Source organism: Desulfatiglans anilini DSM 4660 (genome assembly GCF_000422285.1).
GTDB classification, from domain to species: Bacteria; Desulfobacterota; DSM-4660; order Desulfatiglandales; family Desulfatiglandaceae; genus Desulfatiglans; species Desulfatiglans anilini.
Genome location: NZ_AULM01000026.1, coordinates 18,127 through 34,194, shown reverse-complemented (window position 1 = coordinate 34,194; position 16,068 = coordinate 18,127). Strand labels below are relative to the sequence as shown.

The following is a 16,068-nucleotide window of genomic DNA, read 5'->3' as shown; positions in this document are numbered from 1 at the left end:
AATCCAGAAACGGCGGCTTTTTTTGGGCGGCATAGGCTCAAAAACGACCTCGGTCGCGGGGCACGAGAGAGGCGGCCTCTTCCTGGGTGATGGTGCCATTCTCCAGACCGGCCTCGACCAGTTTCTGCATGAGGGCCCGACGTTCGGCACGGCGGTTTTTCCGTTCCTGGATCAGGGTCAACTGGTCTGAAGTCAGGTACCCCATTTCATTGAGTTTATAGAGTAGCGCACGATGCCTGATCTCCATGGCACTCCGAAAGGCCTTCGGTTCGATGCCGTATTCGGCCAGCAGCAGATAAGGCCGTTTACGGTCGAGTTTCTGCCGGATGATCTCCTGCGGCTGACCGCTTAGTTCGGCTATCGCTTCGACGGCCAGGTTCTGGTTGACGAAGCGCATGCAGAGCTCGGCGCCGTCCTTTTTATGGCGGTGGATGCAGGGGCCTTTTCGTCCTTCCAGATCTGGTCCTTTAAACGCTGCCGCGTTCAGGGGGATCGCAATCAGAAGGGCGAGAAACGCAATGAGAGTGGCGATAGGGATCCTGTGCTTCATGACAACCTCCTTGCTCAAGGTGCGGCCGCGGGATGGTTCACGATCCATGATCACGGCCAGGGTTTCGAGTCCGGGGCGGGTCCCGGATCGGCCAATATCAAGGCAATCAAGCGTTTGCGCGGTGGCGGTGTCATGGCCGCCGCACAAGCGAAGGTGCAGGTTGACGCCGAGATTGGCCAAAAAGACCATTTCCGAATGGGAAGAAGATAGCCTCCGATTGTGAAGAGACTATGGAGCCGGGATGTCAATTGCATAGAGAGGAGTACGCCCGGAAATGGGGAGAAAGCATGAAGAAGGGATGGGGAGTTCGGGGAGCGGCCGAATTGACTTGAAATCGTGACGGACAAGGCCTAATTCTCAAAGCTGCAAGCGGGGCGTTCCAGGATCTTCTTTCCAGAGGGCCCCATGCCGGCGGATCAACCCCGAGGAATACCCGATGCGATTGGTTTACAAGACATTTTTTGCCTTTCTGGCGACGGCCCTGGCGGCGGTGGTCATGATCGCCGTGCTCCAGGTCTACCTGTCCCACCGCTTCGGCGATTACATCAATCAAGCGGCCCTTGAAACAATGGACGACCTGGTCACCGAGCTGGCCGACGTCTATCGGGTGGATGGAAATTGGACGGCCTTCACGTCCGAGCCGGATCGCTGGCGGGCTACGTTGCGGCGCTTCGGCTCCCAGAGCGACCCTGAGCCGAAGGAGCGTCAGGGGGCGCGACCGGGAGAAGACCTGCCGGAGGCCACAGCGCAGGAGGACAAACGATTGGACGAGACGACGGGGCAGCGCCTGCCCTCGCCGTACCGCTGGATGTTGAAGGGGCTCGTCCTGTTCGATTCAGACCGCAAGGCGGTTGCCGGAAGGCTTGCCGGCCGCGACCCGGCGACCTATGCGATGCGTGAGATCCGCGTCGACGGGGTTCCAGCCGGGTGGGTGGGCCTGCCACGGCGCGAGCGTCCACACACCCCGCTGGAGGCCGACTTCAGAAAGGCGCAGTCAAGGGCATTCCTGCTGGTGGGGGGCGGCGTTCTCCTGCTCGTCGGGCTGGCTTCCCTGCTTTTCTCCAAGCACATCCTGAGGCCGATCGGCCGCCTGGCCAAGGGGACCCGTTCTCTTGCGGACTTCGATTTCGACGCGCGGATCGAGGTCGACACCAGGGATGAGCTTGGACAGCTCGCGGAGGACTTCAACCGAATGGCGGATACGCTCCGGAAATATGAAGAGATGCGCCGGCAGTGGGTGGCGGATATTTCCCACGAGCTGCGGACACCCCTGGCGGTCCTGCGGGGGGAGATCGAGGCTTTGCAGGACGGGATCCGGAAGGCGAACCGGGATACCCTTCAATCCCTGCATGCCGAGATCGTCCGCCTCGGCAAGATGGTGGACGATCTGCACCTTCTCTCGCTGGCCGATTCCCAGGCCCTGATGCAGCACAACGCCCCTGTTCGGCCGGTTGAGGTCCTGGAGAAGGCTGCCGCCGGCTTCCTGCCGCTCTTTGACCGTGAGGGCATCGGGCTCTCGTTGGATGTGCAGGGCTGCAGGGATTTTGTCACGCAGGGGGACGAACATCGTCTGGCGCAGCTTTACGGAAACCTCTTGGAAAACACCCTCCGCTACACGGATGCCCCCGGGCTATTGACGATTACGGGGCGGGAGGAGGGCGGTCAACTGTTGCTGTGCTTCGAGGACACCCCGCCGGGCGTTCCCGAAGAAGCCCTCGGGAGGCTTTTCGACCGCCTCTACCGGGTCGACAAATCCAGAAGCCGTGAACTGGGCGGGAGCGGCTTGGGCCTGGCTATTTGCCGTCAGATCGTCCTTGCTCACGGCGGTGCGATTCGCGCCGAGCACAGCCCGGCAGGCGGGCTGCTCATCCGCATGACCTTTCCGCGCGCTCCGAAGCGGGCGGCGGGGAGCGCTGAAAAGAGGTAGGGAAATGGCCCGGAACCAGGTTCTGATCGTAGAAGACGAGCGGAAAATCGCGCAGATCTTGTCGGATTACCTCACGGCGGCGGGGTTTACAGCCTCGATCCTGCACCGGGGCGATCAGGTGATCGCGCAGGTCAGAAGAGAGCCCCCGGCGCTGATCCTGCTCGATATCATGCTTCCCGGAATGGAAGGAACCGATATTTGCCGTGAGATCAGGCGATTCTCTGCGGTTCCGATCATCATGATCACCGCCAGGGTGGAGGAGATCGAGCGCATTGTCGGCCTGGAACTCGGGGCCGACGACTATATCTGCAAGCCGTTCAGCCCGCGTGAGGTCGTGGCACGGGTCAAGGCTGTGCTGCGCAGGACACGCGCCGAACCGGGCCGGTCCGCCCCGCTGGAGGCTGGCCCCATCTTCCTGGACGAGGCCAGACGCGAAGCGAGCGCGGCCGGACACCCCCTGAATCTCACCCCCAGCGAGTTCGGGCTCCTGAAGATTCTGATGGCGCAGCCAGGGCGCGTATTTTCCCGCAACGAACTCATCAACCGCGTTCAGGGCTACGCCTTCGACGGTTACGACCGCACCATCGACACGCACATCAAAAATCTCCGCAAAAAGATCGCCGCAGGGATCCCTGATCAGGAGGTGATCCGGACGGTCTATGGGGTTGGCTACAAGTTCAGCCTGGAGCCTGAAGACCTCTGAGCCGGCCGTGCCGTTCGGCGCCGCCCGGACGGCTCCCTGGATGCATTGAAGAGATTCTTTTTGCCTGGACCGGCTGAGATGCCATCCACCGTTTTTCCCCTTCGGAATAGGGTCAGGCCTGCTCCTTGCGTCGAACCGAAAAGCCTCTCAGACGCATCGCCCAACTCTTTTCCGTATTTGAACCCTTCTGAAAAAGACCGCCAGAGGTTCGAAGGAAAGAGACGCGAATCGCAGTCGGTTTTTGCCGGCGAGTGTAATCCACCCGAAAAAAGTGTTGACAACCTCTGAAAATTTAAATTACATATTGAGGAAAATTTAAAATGAGCGCTCGAAATAAATTGAGCGGTCTTTTCGGTTTTTCATTTCCGGGCCAAGAAATAGGCCGCTTCAATGTTTCGACCCATTGAGCTATGTCATCTTGAGGGGAGGTCGGCGTGAAACTTAAGGATAGAGTCGCCATTGTGACAGGCGCCAGCCGGGGGATCGGCAGGGCAATCGCAGCGGGTTTTGCCAAAGAGGGTGCGAATGTGGTCGTGGCTGCGCGGAGTGCGAACCAGAAGCATGAAAGGCTTCCCGGTACTATCTATGAAACCGCTGAAGAGGTCGAGAAGCACGGTCGCCGCGCATTGCCCGTTCAATGCGATGTGACGGACGAGAACAGCGTCCAGGCGATGGTCGATGCGGCGCTCAAGGAATTCGGGCGCATAGACATCCTTGTGAACAATGCCGGTGTGGCATTCTATTTTCCAGTTGTGGAGACGCCTCTCAGGAAATGGGAGATCGTAATCGACGTCAACCTGAAGGGCGTCTTTCTGTGCAGCAAGGCCGTGCTCTCTTCGATGATCGAGAGGCGGAGCGGATCGATCATCAATATCTCTTCGCTCGCCGCCGACGAGCGGGATGAAGGCACCGTCCCGACAGGCGTGGCCTATGCCGTAGCGAAGGCTGCGGTCGATCGGTTTACATGGGGTCTGGCTACGGAGGTTGGAAAGCACAATATAGCCGTCAATTGCATTAAACCCAAAAATGTCGTCAGCACCGAGGGGATGCGTTTCTGGGTGCCGGAAAAGGATCGGCAAGGCTGGGAGCCGCCGGACAGAATGGTGAAATGCGCCGTTTTTCTGGCAGCACAGCATGCAGGTTCGGTTACAGGGACTGTCGCGACGGATCACGAGCTATGTGCGTGGCACGGCTTATAACAACCTATCTTTGAAACGAAGGAGACGATCATGGCAATCAAGACACCCCAGGAGTACATCGAGAGCCTCAAGGACGGGCGGGTTGTATATTGTAACGGCGAAAAGGTGCCGGATGTGACCGAACACCCGGTTTTGAAGGTCTGCAGGGACTGGGTGGCCATGGACTATGTGTTGAATAATGATCCCCGGTTCCAGGACCTGTTGACCGATGTCAACGAGGACGGGGAAAGGGTGAGTTTTGCCCTGATGCCGCAGCGCACGAAGGAGGACTTGCTGCGTCTGCGCGAGGTCGTCAAACTGTGGGCGAGGGTATGTTTCGGCAAGCCCCCTGGTGCGAAATTCGTGGCCAAGGACGGCCTCAATGCGTTGACGGTCGTAAGCAGGAGGGTCGACACAAAGTACGGTACGCACTACGCGGAAAATGTCGAAGCCTACCGGAGACACCTTCAACAAAACGATCTGGCGTTCGCAATGGGGCTGACGGATACCAAAGGGGATCGGAGTCTTCGTCCGCATCAGCAGGAACACCCCGATTATTATGTGCATATCGTGGAAGAGCGGGAGGACGGCATCGTCGTCAGCGGAGCGAAAACGCACATCAGCCAGGCACCGCTCTGCAATGAAATCCTGATCGCACCCTGTCGTGCCATGACAGAAAACGACAAGGCCTATGCCGTGGCATTCGGTGTGCCAGTGAACGCCGAGGGCCTGACGCTCGTTTCGGCGGAGCCGGAGATTGCCGCAGATACGAACCTCTTCGATCATCCGATTGCCGGGAGCGTCTTTATCAACGACGCCACGATCCTTTTTGACCGCGTTTTTATTCCGAATGATCGAATTTTTCTTAAAGGGGAGTGGGAATTCGCTGGCCAAGTGGCCTACATGTTCGCCAATTTCCACCGCCTCAGCGCCGAGACTTATAAGGCGATGGAACTCGAACTCTTCACCGGCGCCGCGACGCTCATGGCGGAGTACAACGGCATAGAAAAGGCGCCCCACGTTCGGGAGAAATTGACTTGGCTGGTGATGTACACAGAGGCGGTAGAAGTTCTGGGACGGGCTGCATGCGAATATTGCAACGCCGAGTCCGATTCGGACCTGGTCTACCCGAACCCTATGTATGCCAACATCTGCAAATTTTATTTTGCGGATAACTGGCATCAGGCCACCAAATACATTCAGGATATCGCCGGTGGGATCGTGGCTACTTGTCCTTCCGCAAAGGATTTCTTCCATCCTGAGATTCACGAGGTGCTCAAAAAGGTGCTCGGCGGGAAAGCAGGAATCCCTACGGAAGACAGACTCCGCATGGTGAAGCTCGTCCGGGATCTCACTTCTTCCTACGAAGATGTCCTCACGATCCACGCCGAGGGTTCTCTGGAGGCACAGAAGCTGTCGATCCTGGTCCTTGGCGATATGAAGCGTTACAAGGCGGCCGCCATGCGGGCAGCAGGCATAAAGAACCCGGATAGACATCCGGTCTTCGATTCCCTTCCGCAATTTCCACCTGAATTGTAGGGAGAGCACCCGGCCGCATTGCAAGGGCCGGATAGATTTTCACCGATGAAAAAGAAGACGGGAATGAAAATAGGCAGAATCGGCATCGTCGGATGCGGGGTCATGGGATCTGGGATTGCGCAGCTATGCGCGCAGAGAGGGCATTCCGTCATTGTCTCCGAAGCGAGCGAGGCAACTCTTGCCAAAGGCATGGAGCGCATACGTTCAGCTTTGTCCCGACTCGTTGAGAAGGGCAAGTTATCCCAGTCAGACAAATCCGAGACCCTCGGAAGGATCGTCAGTACCAGTCGATGGGAAGGATTTGATGCCTGTGACCTCGTGATCGAGGCGGTGACCGAGGACCTTGAACTCAAGAAACACATTTTCGAGATGCTGGATCGTATTTGTCCAGAGAAAACGATCCTGGCCACCAACACGTCGGTCTTGTCCGTCATCGAGATCGCAAAAGTGACTTCGAGGCCTCATCAGGTGCTGGGGACGCATTTTCTGACGCCCCCTGACATCATTCCACTGCTGGAACTTGTGAGGACGCTGAAGACGGATCCCGAGATTGTGCGCAGGATGGCAGCCTTTGGCGAACACATCGGGAAAAAGGTGGTGGTCTCGAACGATCGTCCGGGCTTTATCGTCAATCGCATTCTGACCGCGATTCTCCTGAACGCGGTCCGTTTACTGGATGAAGGGGTCGCAGGCAAAGAAGACATCGAAGCCGCGGTCAAAACCGGCTTGGGGCTCCCCATGGGGCCGTTCGAGCTGATGGACCTGATCGGCCTGGATACCCTCGCTCTGGGCACAGATGCCATGTTTCGTGAATTGAACGATCCGCAGTATGCCTGTCCGGTCAGGATCAGACGTATGGTCAGTGCGGGGTGGCTGGGACGGAAGTCCGGAAAAGGTTTCTACGAATATGACGTCTGAGGAGGATCCTGGCTTTCTGCCCGGTGGCTGAGGCTTCGAGTTTTGGGGTGTTCATGATAGGACCTGAGGAAAACCGTTGATTTATCTTTGGAGGTTAACTATTATTCAGAGCAATCGATCTAATTTTTGGGTGCATCATGAGCAAGAAAAGCGATTCTTTCGAGAGATGTTGGGAAGGCCATATTGAAGAGTTGATCAAGATTTCGGCCAAGAAAGCCAGTGCGGTCGAATCAAAGCATCGTCAGATAGTTGAAGGTGCATGCCGTGTATTTTTCAAGAAGGGCTTTCACCCGACATCGATGCGGGAAATCGCGGAAGCCGCGGGAATGTCTATGGGACAAATGTATCATTATATATCGTCCAAAGACGACGTTCTCTTTCTGATTCACAAGCATATGCAGACGTCATGGTACCAGAGGTTGACAGATGCCGAGATTGAAGAAATTGACGATGCAACAAAGAAGCTTGAATCGGCTCTGAAAGAATCTCTAGTATTTATTGTTGAAAATAAGGATCTGATTCAGTTTATTTACACGGAAAGCAAATATTTGGCAAAAAACCATTTGAAAGTTGTACTAGAGATGGATAATCGCAATGTCGTTGAATATTGGCGTGATCTCATCAGGAATGCGTCAAAACAGCAAGCAATTGATATAGATATTGATTTTTCTGCCAATTTGATTGCCTATATTGTTGTATTTTTAGCCCTCAGAGGTTGGAATCTAAAAAGCAGACCGGTAAGAGATTCGGTCGAGTTCATGGTAGATTTTAGTTTCAAAGGCCTTGGGCTGTCACGGCCGAGGACGCTGTAATGGTCGATGGATTGAAAAAATGCTTTTTTTGTCAAAAAATTAATTCGAGCGATCCAAATATTTGAGAAACACGGAATGGATTTTGGAGGGGAGAAATATGGAGAACCTGTCGCAAAAGGTCTGGCCGCCACTCGTCCCGAAGATCCTGCAAGTCGAGAAACCGGTATCTGAATATCTTCGGGAGTGGGCCGAGTTTTCTCCTGATCGGATTGCGCTGAGATTCTACGGGCGGGATATCAGCTATGCAGAACTGAACGAGAGCATCGATCGGTTTGCTCAAGGTCTCTTGGCTTTGGGGCTCGAGAAAGGGGACCGCGTTGCCCTTTTCATGCAAAATTGTCCGCAATTTGTCATCACCTACTTTGGTATCCTCAGGGCCGGCGGCGTGGTTGTCTGCCTGAATCCCATGTTCAAACAGGCTGAACTGGAATACGAGATCAGCGATGCGGGAAGTGAAATTCTTATAAGCCTCGACTCTTTATATCCGGAAGTCGAGAAAATCGAATCGCAAATTCAACTGAAGCATGTGATTCTGACTTCACTGAAAGATTATATGCCTTCCGACCCTATTCTCCCTTTCCCTAAAGATTCTCTGGAAAGAGAAATGACCTATAAAGGTGCAATCAGTTTTCTGGATTTTATACAAAACGCCCCTGCAACCCCCACCAACAATATAACCAATCTCGATGATCTGGCCCTTCTGCAATATACTGGTGGAACCATGGGGCTGCCCAAAGGGGCCATGCTGACTCATTATAATTTATCCTATGCTTGTGTGGGCACCGTACATTGGTACAGGCACAGATACGACGATGTCCATCTGGGTGTGACGCCATTTTTCCATATCATGGGGATGCAGCAGTTGATGTGTACGCCGCTGATTTCCGGAGGGCAGATAGTCGTTTTGACGCGTTTTGATGCGGAGGTCACAGCGCGGGCGATTGAGTTGTATCGGTGTACGTACTGGGTGACAGCGACGACCAGTTTGATTGCCTTTCTCGAAACGCCCGGGATTGAACGATACGATTTCGGCTCTTTGCGATGCCTTTGGAGCGGGGGGACGCCGATCTCGGTTGAGATACAAGTCAAAATCAAGGATTTGGCTCCGAATGCGATTATCGGCGAAGGCTATGGATTGACGGAATGCGTGTCGCAGGGGGGCGCGATCACTCCGCTCCTTCGCTACAAGCCCGGCTTTGTAGGCATCCCGCAATTGAGTCAAATGAAGATCGTAGACCTCGAAAACGGCGAGAAAGAACTTGCCCCTGGAGAAGAGGGGGAAATCGTCATCAAGGGCCCGACGGTCTGCGCGGGATATTGGAACAGGCCCGAGGAGACGCAGTTGACCTTCCGCAATGGATGGCTTTATACGGGCGATATCGGAATGCTTGATGAAGAGGGTTATCTCAAAATTGTAGGAAGGAAAAAGGAATTGATCAAGTGCAGCGGCTATAGTGTTTTCCCGAGCGAAGTCGAAAATTTGTTGTTTAAATTGCCTGCAGTCGCAGATGTTGCCGTGGTCGGTGTTCAGGATCCTTACAGGGGTGAGAGCCCAAAAGCTTATATTATTTTGAAAGCGGAGTATAAGAACAAGATTGATGAAAAAGATGTCATCGCATGGTGCAAAGAGAATATGGCGACTTACAAACGGCCTAGAGAGGTTGAATTCCGAGATGATTTGCCTAGAAGTGCCGCTGGAAAGATATTGAGGCGGGTTTTGCTTGAAGAGAGTAAAAAAATATGAAAGGGGGCTTATTGAGCGGTGTGGGAAACATTGGTTCGTAATTTTATTTTTAGGGGCGTCAACGAAAGGAGGCATGATATGCGGATGAAAAAAAGATGGTTCTTATTTGCTCTCGTTGCAATGGTGTTCTGCGGTTTGACACAGATCGCTGATGCTGCTGATTCTCCAAAGAAAATTACGTTGAAATTACAGGCTCATCTGATTCCTTCTGACACTGAACGTACCATGGGGAAATTTGCGAAGGCTGTCTCGGAATTGTCCGAAGGGCAGATCGAGATCAAACTTTTCGGCGTTGGTTCGATCGTCCCCATGGAGGAGGTTTTGAATGCCGTTGGGCAGGGCACCCTGGAGATGGCCCTGATAGCCGAAGGGTACTGGCACAAGCTTGTTCCCGTGAGCGAGGTCGCTGGGTTGCCTTTCGCCTTCAAAAATATCTACGAGGCCAAATATTTCATGTTCGACAGAGGGTACAGTGACCTTCTGAAGGAGGGCTACGCAAAGCATAACGTTTATCACATCCCGTACGAGGCGTATCCGGTGGGTCTCATGACGCGGAAGCCGGTTACGAAGGCTGAGGATCTGAAAGGCATGAAGCTTCGCGCGTACGGTGTCATGGCCGAATGGCTGACGGAGCTGGGGGCTTCAACGATGTATATTCCGGGAGGTGAACTCTATACCGCTTTGGCGACGGGGGTCGTCGACGGGCTGCATTGGGGAGATGCAGGCCCCATGTACATCATGAAATTTCATGAGGTTTTGAAAAATTACATGAAACCGGAGCCCATCGTGGGGGGATGGAACAACCTCCTGATCAATATGGATGTCTGGAAGCGTTTGACTCCAGTGCAGCAGAACATTATCGAGACCGCCGCCATGGCGTTTGGCAGTTCCAGATCGGTTGATTATACGAGGGTCATCGCCGAGACATCGCTTCACAAGATGGTTGCGGAGTGGAATGTCAGCGTCAATACGTTGCCTGAGACCGAGGTTGAAAAGATGAAAGCTGCCGCCATGGTCATCTGGGACAAGATGGCGAAAAAGGATCCGGCCAATGCGAAAGCGATCGATATGATGAAAGAGCTCCTCAAGGAACTCGGTTACATCGAATAATGAGATCTTGAAGGGATGTATGGAGCCTATGTCCATGCATCCTTTCGAGAGTTTTTTCCGTACAGCGCTTATCCAAAACGAGCAGATTTTGTGGCCGGAAGTGATGGGGTTTTCTTCACACGCTGCGCGCGCTCAGTCCCGCCCCTTTGGGGTGTGTCCTGTTTCATGCGATATCAAGTGTATCTCGCGTTTGTAGGGAGGAGACCTGTGGTGCTCGCTTTACAGACAAGTGCTTAGATTGAAAGGCCCACATTGGGAAAAAGGCCATCTCCGGATGGAAATGACGGAGCGACCATGAGACGACTTGATCGGTGTTTGCGTTTGATTGAATCAGTCAGCGAATGGACAGGCAAGGCTGTTAGTTTTTTAATCTTTGGGCTGGCGGTTGTGGTCGGGTACGGGGTTGTCGCGAGATACGTCTTCAAAAGCCCGACGGTCTGGGGACATGAGGTGTCAGCCATGCTTTTCGGCACTTTCATTGTTGTAGGGGGTGCGTATACGGCAATGCGGGGCGGGCACGTGAATATGGATCTTGTTCAGAGAGCTCTTCCTACGCGCATTCGGGCGGCAGTGGATATCCTCACTTTCTTTGTTGCGTTTTTTTTCGTGGGGGTTTTGCTGTGGAAGGGAGGGGCAACGGCGTGGAAATCCCTGCTAATGCTCGAGCGTGCCTCGACCCAGTGGGGGCCTCCGATTTTTCCGATCCGAATGGTTTTGCCGCTAGGGGCCTTACTCCTTTTGCTTCAACTTCTAGTCAAATTGATTCGTGACATCCGTGCACTCATTACCGAAAGGGGAGCAGACCAATGGAAGTCGGAAGCATAACCGCCCTTCTTTTTTTGTCGCTGGTGGTCGGTCTTCTAACGGGGCTCCCGCTCGTTTACATACTGGGTGGGCTGTCGGTCATCTTCAACTATTTCTTTCTGGGGCCGGCGTCTCTCTTCATGATCTCGTCCACGGCTTATGGGGTGATGAGCAATTTCATCCTGATCTCGATACCCCTCTTTGTGTTCATGGGGATCGTTTTACAGCACTCCGGCATCGCCGAGGCCCTCTATGAGATGATGTACAAGTGGATCGGGGGGATTCGAGGCGGGCTTGCCATGGGGACGGTCATCATCTGCACCTTCTTCGCTGCGATGTCGGGAATCAGCGGGGCTGCAACCGTGGCGATGGGAGTGATTGCGTTGCCTTCCATGCTGAAACACCAGTACAAGAAAGACCTTGCGGTGGGGTGCATTTCAGCGGGAGGGGCCCTGGGGATTCTCATCCCGCCTAGCGTGCTGATGATCGTTTACGGCGTCTTTGCAGGAGAGTCCATCGGCGCCCTGTTTGCCGGCGGAGTGCTGCCGGGCGGCCTTCTGGCTCTGATGTACATCATCTATATCGGCGTGCGGTCCTATATAAATCCGTCACTTGGACCATCACTGCCGAAAGAGGAGAGGGCGAGTTGGCGGGAGAAACTCGTGTCCCTCAGAGCCGTTATTCTTCCCATCATCCTGATTCTTCTTGTGCTCGGGGTCATCTTCAAGGGCGTCGCCACCCCTACGGAGGCGGCCGCTATCGGCGCACTCGGGGCGCTTTTCTGTGCGCTGATTTCGCGTAACCTGAACTGGAATATCTTCAAACAGGCATCCTATCAATCACTCTCCCTTTCTTGCATGATCATATGGATCATCATCGGAGGGACATGTCTGACGTCCACCTACACCGCTCTTGGCGCGGTGGATTTTATCAGTGAGACGGTCGCTTCGTTTGATGTGTCCCGCTATGTAATTCTGATCGGCATTCAGATTTTTCTAATTTTTCTAGGCATGCTGCTGGACCCCGGTGGAATCATCATGATATGCACGCCGGTGTTCGTGCCGCTTATCAAGACCCTGGGGTTCGATCCCGTGTGGTTTGGGGTTCTGTTTATCATCAATATGGAGATGTCCTATCTGACACCACCCCTCGGATTCAATCTGTTTTATATGAAAAGCATTGTCCCAGATTCAATCACCATGGTGGATATTTATAAATCGGTTTTTCCTTTTGTGGCTATTCAGGCGCTTTGCCTTTTAATTATTATTCTGTTCCCTGATCTGGTGACTTGGCTACCTAATCTATTGATAAAATGATTATAGATTATATTTTAATACGTCGAATATCATCTCATATATGATTAACAATTGAGTTGATAATTTTAAAATCAAGTCTATCAATTTTCATGTATTCGAGAATAGATAGTTGATTACTTTTTTAAAACTACTTTTTTATGGAATTTTTGAAGAGATAGTGAACAAAAGCCGACTCAATGCTTTATTTTGAATAGTGTGAGCTTCTTCTGCCGATATATGGGGGTGTGAGCATGAAAAATAGTCTGTTGGATGGCAAGAGAATTCTCATTGTCGATGATGAAGTAGATGTTCTGGAAACTTTGTCGGATTTTCTTTCGATGTGTGACATTACAACTGCTCAGACCTTTGAAGAAGCTAAGCAGAATATTGAAACAAAGCACTTTGATATTGCTGTTTTGGATATTATGGGCGTTGATGGATATAAGCTCTTGGAGCTAGCCCGAGAAAAGCAGATCATTCCGGTCATGTTGACAGCCAATGCGCTGAGTGTACAGGATACGATGAAATCGTTTCAGGATGGTGCTGTTTCCTACGTTCCTAAGGAGGAAATGAACCAGATTGAAACGATCCTGAATGAAGTGTTGGAAGCGCAGCAAAAGGGCAAGGGTTTTATGAGGCGTTGGCTTGAACGGTTTGATCATTATTACGAAAAAAAGTTTGGATCCGACTGGAAAAAGGAAAATAAGGAATTTTGGGAACGGTTCGGTTATTGGGTTTAGCCATCCGAAACAGGTCATTTCACTGACTCAGATGAAGTCGCATGCTTATATCTGCAAACAGTTTCCATCCGGAAATGGTCTTTTTGGCCAATCTCGGCGTCAATCTGCATGTTTGCTTGTGCGGCGACCTGCAGGTCGCCTCCGCACAAATGCTTGATTTGCTTGATATTTGGCAAAAATTTTCATTTCCGGATTGGAAACCGGGTTCTACTGGGAAATCATTTCCGGATGGGAACAAACTATACACGGGGTTGATTCCCCAGAGCGGAGATCTCAGCACAATCCGCCTGAGGGTGTTCCTGATCGGCCATGGCGCTCGGAAGTGTTTCAAGTCGGAAAATGGGAGATCTGGACGCGGGTTTCGAGCTCTACAGACACCGGGATGAAAAGGATTATTTACTGATGAACGTGAATATTGAAAACCCTGTGAGTGGGGTACGGGTCCTGACCATTGACAGACCTCCCGTAAACGCCTTGAACGAAGAAATAGTGGATGAGCTGAGAGATGCCGTCAAAGCGGCTATGCTTGATGGTCGTGTCCGGGTCCTGGTTATAACGGGGGCCGGGAAAATCTTTGTTGCCGGTGCCGACTTGGACAGGTTGCTGGCTGCGGATATGGACGCCGGCCGGAAGATGGCCGATGGCGTCAAGGGATTGCATCGGGAGATGAGGCAGGGTGGAAAGCCCGTGATCGCTGCTATCAACGGCATGGCCGCCGGTGGCGGGCTCGAGTTGGCGATGGCGTGTGACGTCCGGATCGCCGATCAGAATGCCCGCATGGGGTTGCCCGAGGTGACTCTGGGAGTGCTCCCAGGGGCCGGCGGAACGCAGATGCTTCCGCGCCTGGTAGGTGCCGGAAAGGCCATGGAGATGATGTTTACGGGGATGATCATCGATGCGAACGATGCACTGCAGCTCGGTTTGGTCGAGCAGGTGGCAATCGTTGAATCTGCATTGGATCTGGCCTTGAAAATGGCCGCTAGGATGGTGAAAAATGCCCCTCTCGCCATATCGGAGATAAAGGCCGCCGTCTATGACACTATGTCTCTTCCTCTGGATCAAGGACTGGCGGAGGAAACCGGGCGGTTTGCGCGTCTTTGCAGGACTGCGGACAAAAACGAAGGGATTACGGCCTTCAAATCGCGGCGAACGGCTGTGTTCAAGGGAATTTGAGGCTAGTTGTATACATTCCGGAAAGAGTCTTTTTTGCCAGTCTCGGCCTCAGTCTGCACGCTTCCTTGTCCAAAGGCTTAGCGGCCACCTCTGTGCAATAGATTGTTTTTTCTCTGACATTGGGGACATCCGGAATCCACCTCTGCAGGGTGAGAGTGGAAGGGTGTGAAAATGATCCTCAGTTCCGGATGGATGCTACAAAAGACAATAAAAGTTATCTTTATAAAAATAGTAATATTATGATTTCAAATTTTTTTATGTAGATAAAGAATTTAACTCTAAATATTTCAATGTTTATATATTAAATAATTTAAAAATCATTATTTGAAAAGCCAAATTTTCTCTATAATGCACTAAAAAAATTAAAATGTGAAAATGCTGGAGGAATGACTGTAATGGATTTCAATTTAACGCGTGAACAAAAAGAAATAAAGAAGGCCGCCAGGGAATTTGCGGAGGGTGAATTCCCGAAGGTAGCCAAAGAGTGCGATCGGGAGGAGAAAACCAGTCTTGAACTGATCAAGATGGCTTGCGAACTCGGATTCGTGGGGTTATTCATCGACGAGGCCTACGGCGGCGGCGGTTACGGGTATCTCGAAAACGCCCTGGTGACGGAAGAGTTCTGGCGGGTCGACCCAGGGCTGGGGGGCGCCACTCTTTGCCCCTGTTTTGGCGCCGAGATGATCCTTCTCTTCGGCACGGAGGAGCAGAAGAAAAAGTTGCTCATGCCGATCTGCAAGGGGGAGGCCATCAGTGCGGTGGCCGCCACCGAGCCGGATGCGGGGAGCGATGTCCTCTCTGTCGCGACACGGGCGGAAAAGAGCGGAGACAAGTATATCGTCAACGGTTCCAAGATGTTTATATCCAATGGAAACATCGCAGATTTCTTCGTGACGTTGTGCTTGACCAATCCGGATGCCGGGTCCCGGCACGAGAGGCACAGTGTGATGGTCATCGAGGCGTCGCGGCCTGGGATCAGCCGCAGCAAGTTGAGGGGCAAGCTCGGCATCCGGGCGCACGACACGGCCGAGATCGTTTTCGACAACGTCGAGGTGCTCGCCGAAAACTTGATCGGTGAAGAGGGTAGCGGGTTCAAATCTTTCATGGCGTTTTTCAATCGCTCCCGGTCGTATGTGGCTGCGCAGGGCGTGGGCGTTGCACAGGGGGCCCTGGAGATGGCTCTGAAGCATGTCAAGCAGAGGCGGCAGTTCGGTACGACCCTGTCTACGTTCCAGATGGTGCAGGGGAAGCTGGCTGAGATGGCGACCTTGACCGAGGCGGCAAGAAACCTTGTCTACAAGGCGGCGTGGAAGCTCGACAGGGGAGAGCTTGAAGAAATGTTGATCTCGATGGCCAAGTGGTTCGCCGGAGAGACAGGGGTGCGGGTCGTCGATGAATCCCTTCAGTTGCACGGCGGATACGGTTTCATGGACGAGTACGACATCAGCCGTTTCTATCGGGACGCGAAGATCGTCGAGATCTATGAGGGCAGCAAGGAGATCGAAAAGCTCATTATCGCCAAAAGGCTTCTCAAGGGAAACGGCTTGAAGGTCATGGGCTGGTAGTTCACCGCAC

Annotated in this window: 14 protein-coding genes; 13 read left to right on the top strand and 1 reads right to left on the bottom strand. The window is 53.1% G+C overall.

The window, feature by feature from the left end; genetic code table 11:
- Window positions 1-37 precede the first annotated feature (37 nt).
- A complete protein-coding gene (locus H567_RS0115540; RefSeq protein ID WP_153306218.1) occupies window positions 38-730 on the bottom strand; it encodes a hypothetical protein in 693 nt (230 codons plus the stop codon).
- Between the two features lie 256 nt (window positions 731-986).
- On the opposite strand from H567_RS0115540, the gene H567_RS0115535 reads away from it, so the two are divergent.
- From H567_RS0115535 to H567_RS0115470, 13 genes are all read left to right on the top strand, one after another.
- On the top strand, window positions 987-2,477 hold the full coding sequence (locus tag H567_RS0115535; RefSeq protein WP_028322110.1) for an ATP-binding protein: 1,491 nt from the start codon (window positions 987-989) through the stop codon (window positions 2,475-2,477).
- A 4-nt stretch (window positions 2,478-2,481) separates the two neighbouring features.
- A complete protein-coding gene (locus H567_RS0115530) occupies window positions 2,482-3,180 on the top strand; it encodes a response regulator (RefSeq protein WP_028322109.1) in 699 nt (232 codons plus the stop codon).
- Window positions 3,181-3,614: 434 nt separating this feature from the next.
- Window positions 3,615-4,379: an SDR family NAD(P)-dependent oxidoreductase gene (locus H567_RS25305; protein ID WP_084517389.1), complete on the top strand. Its 765-nt coding sequence runs from the start codon at window positions 3,615-3,617 to the stop codon at window positions 4,377-4,379.
- A 30-nt stretch (window positions 4,380-4,409) separates the two neighbouring features.
- Window positions 4,410-5,897: a 4-hydroxyphenylacetate 3-hydroxylase N-terminal domain-containing protein gene (locus H567_RS0115520; RefSeq protein ID WP_028322108.1), complete on the top strand. Its 1,488-nt coding sequence runs from the start codon at window positions 4,410-4,412 to the stop codon at window positions 5,895-5,897.
- Between the two features lie 63 nt (window positions 5,898-5,960).
- A complete protein-coding gene (locus H567_RS0115515; RefSeq protein WP_028322107.1) occupies window positions 5,961-6,815 on the top strand; it encodes a 3-hydroxyacyl-CoA dehydrogenase family protein in 855 nt (284 codons plus the stop codon).
- 137 nt (window positions 6,816-6,952) lie between these two features.
- Window positions 6,953-7,627, top strand: a complete 675-nt coding sequence (locus H567_RS0115510) for a TetR/AcrR family transcriptional regulator (protein WP_051184991.1) — start codon at window positions 6,953-6,955, stop codon at window positions 7,625-7,627.
- Window positions 7,628-7,724: 97 nt separating this feature from the next.
- A complete protein-coding gene (locus H567_RS0115505) occupies window positions 7,725-9,371 on the top strand; it encodes an AMP-binding protein (RefSeq protein WP_028322105.1) in 1,647 nt (548 codons plus the stop codon).
- 225 nt (window positions 9,372-9,596) lie between these two features.
- The gene (gene dctP / locus H567_RS0115500) at window positions 9,597-10,481 is read left to right on the top strand and encodes a TRAP transporter substrate-binding protein DctP (RefSeq protein WP_028322104.1); all 885 of its coding nucleotides are present in this window, start codon (window positions 9,597-9,599) and stop codon (window positions 10,479-10,481) included.
- Window positions 10,482-10,775: 294 nt separating this feature from the next.
- Window positions 10,776-11,306: a TRAP transporter small permease subunit gene (locus H567_RS0115495; RefSeq protein ID WP_028322103.1), complete on the top strand. Its 531-nt coding sequence runs from the start codon at window positions 10,776-10,778 to the stop codon at window positions 11,304-11,306.
- Window positions 11,288-12,601, top strand: coding sequence for a TRAP transporter large permease (locus H567_RS0115490; protein ID WP_028322102.1), 1,314 nt, complete (start codon window positions 11,288-11,290; stop codon window positions 12,599-12,601). The genes H567_RS0115495 and H567_RS0115490 overlap by 19 nt, the downstream gene beginning before the upstream one ends.
- Window positions 12,602-12,831: 230 nt before the next feature.
- The gene (locus H567_RS0115485; RefSeq protein ID WP_028322101.1) at window positions 12,832-13,320 is read left to right on the top strand and encodes a response regulator; all 489 of its coding nucleotides are present in this window, start codon (window positions 12,832-12,834) and stop codon (window positions 13,318-13,320) included.
- 402 nt (window positions 13,321-13,722) lie between these two features.
- Complete coding sequence (locus H567_RS0115475) at window positions 13,723-14,493, top strand: enoyl-CoA hydratase/isomerase family protein (protein WP_028322100.1); 771 nt, start codon at window positions 13,723-13,725, stop codon at window positions 14,491-14,493.
- Between the two features lie 395 nt (window positions 14,494-14,888).
- A complete protein-coding gene (locus H567_RS0115470; protein ID WP_028322099.1) occupies window positions 14,889-16,058 on the top strand; it encodes an acyl-CoA dehydrogenase family protein in 1,170 nt (389 codons plus the stop codon).
- The last annotated feature ends 10 nt before the right edge of the window (window positions 16,059-16,068 follow it).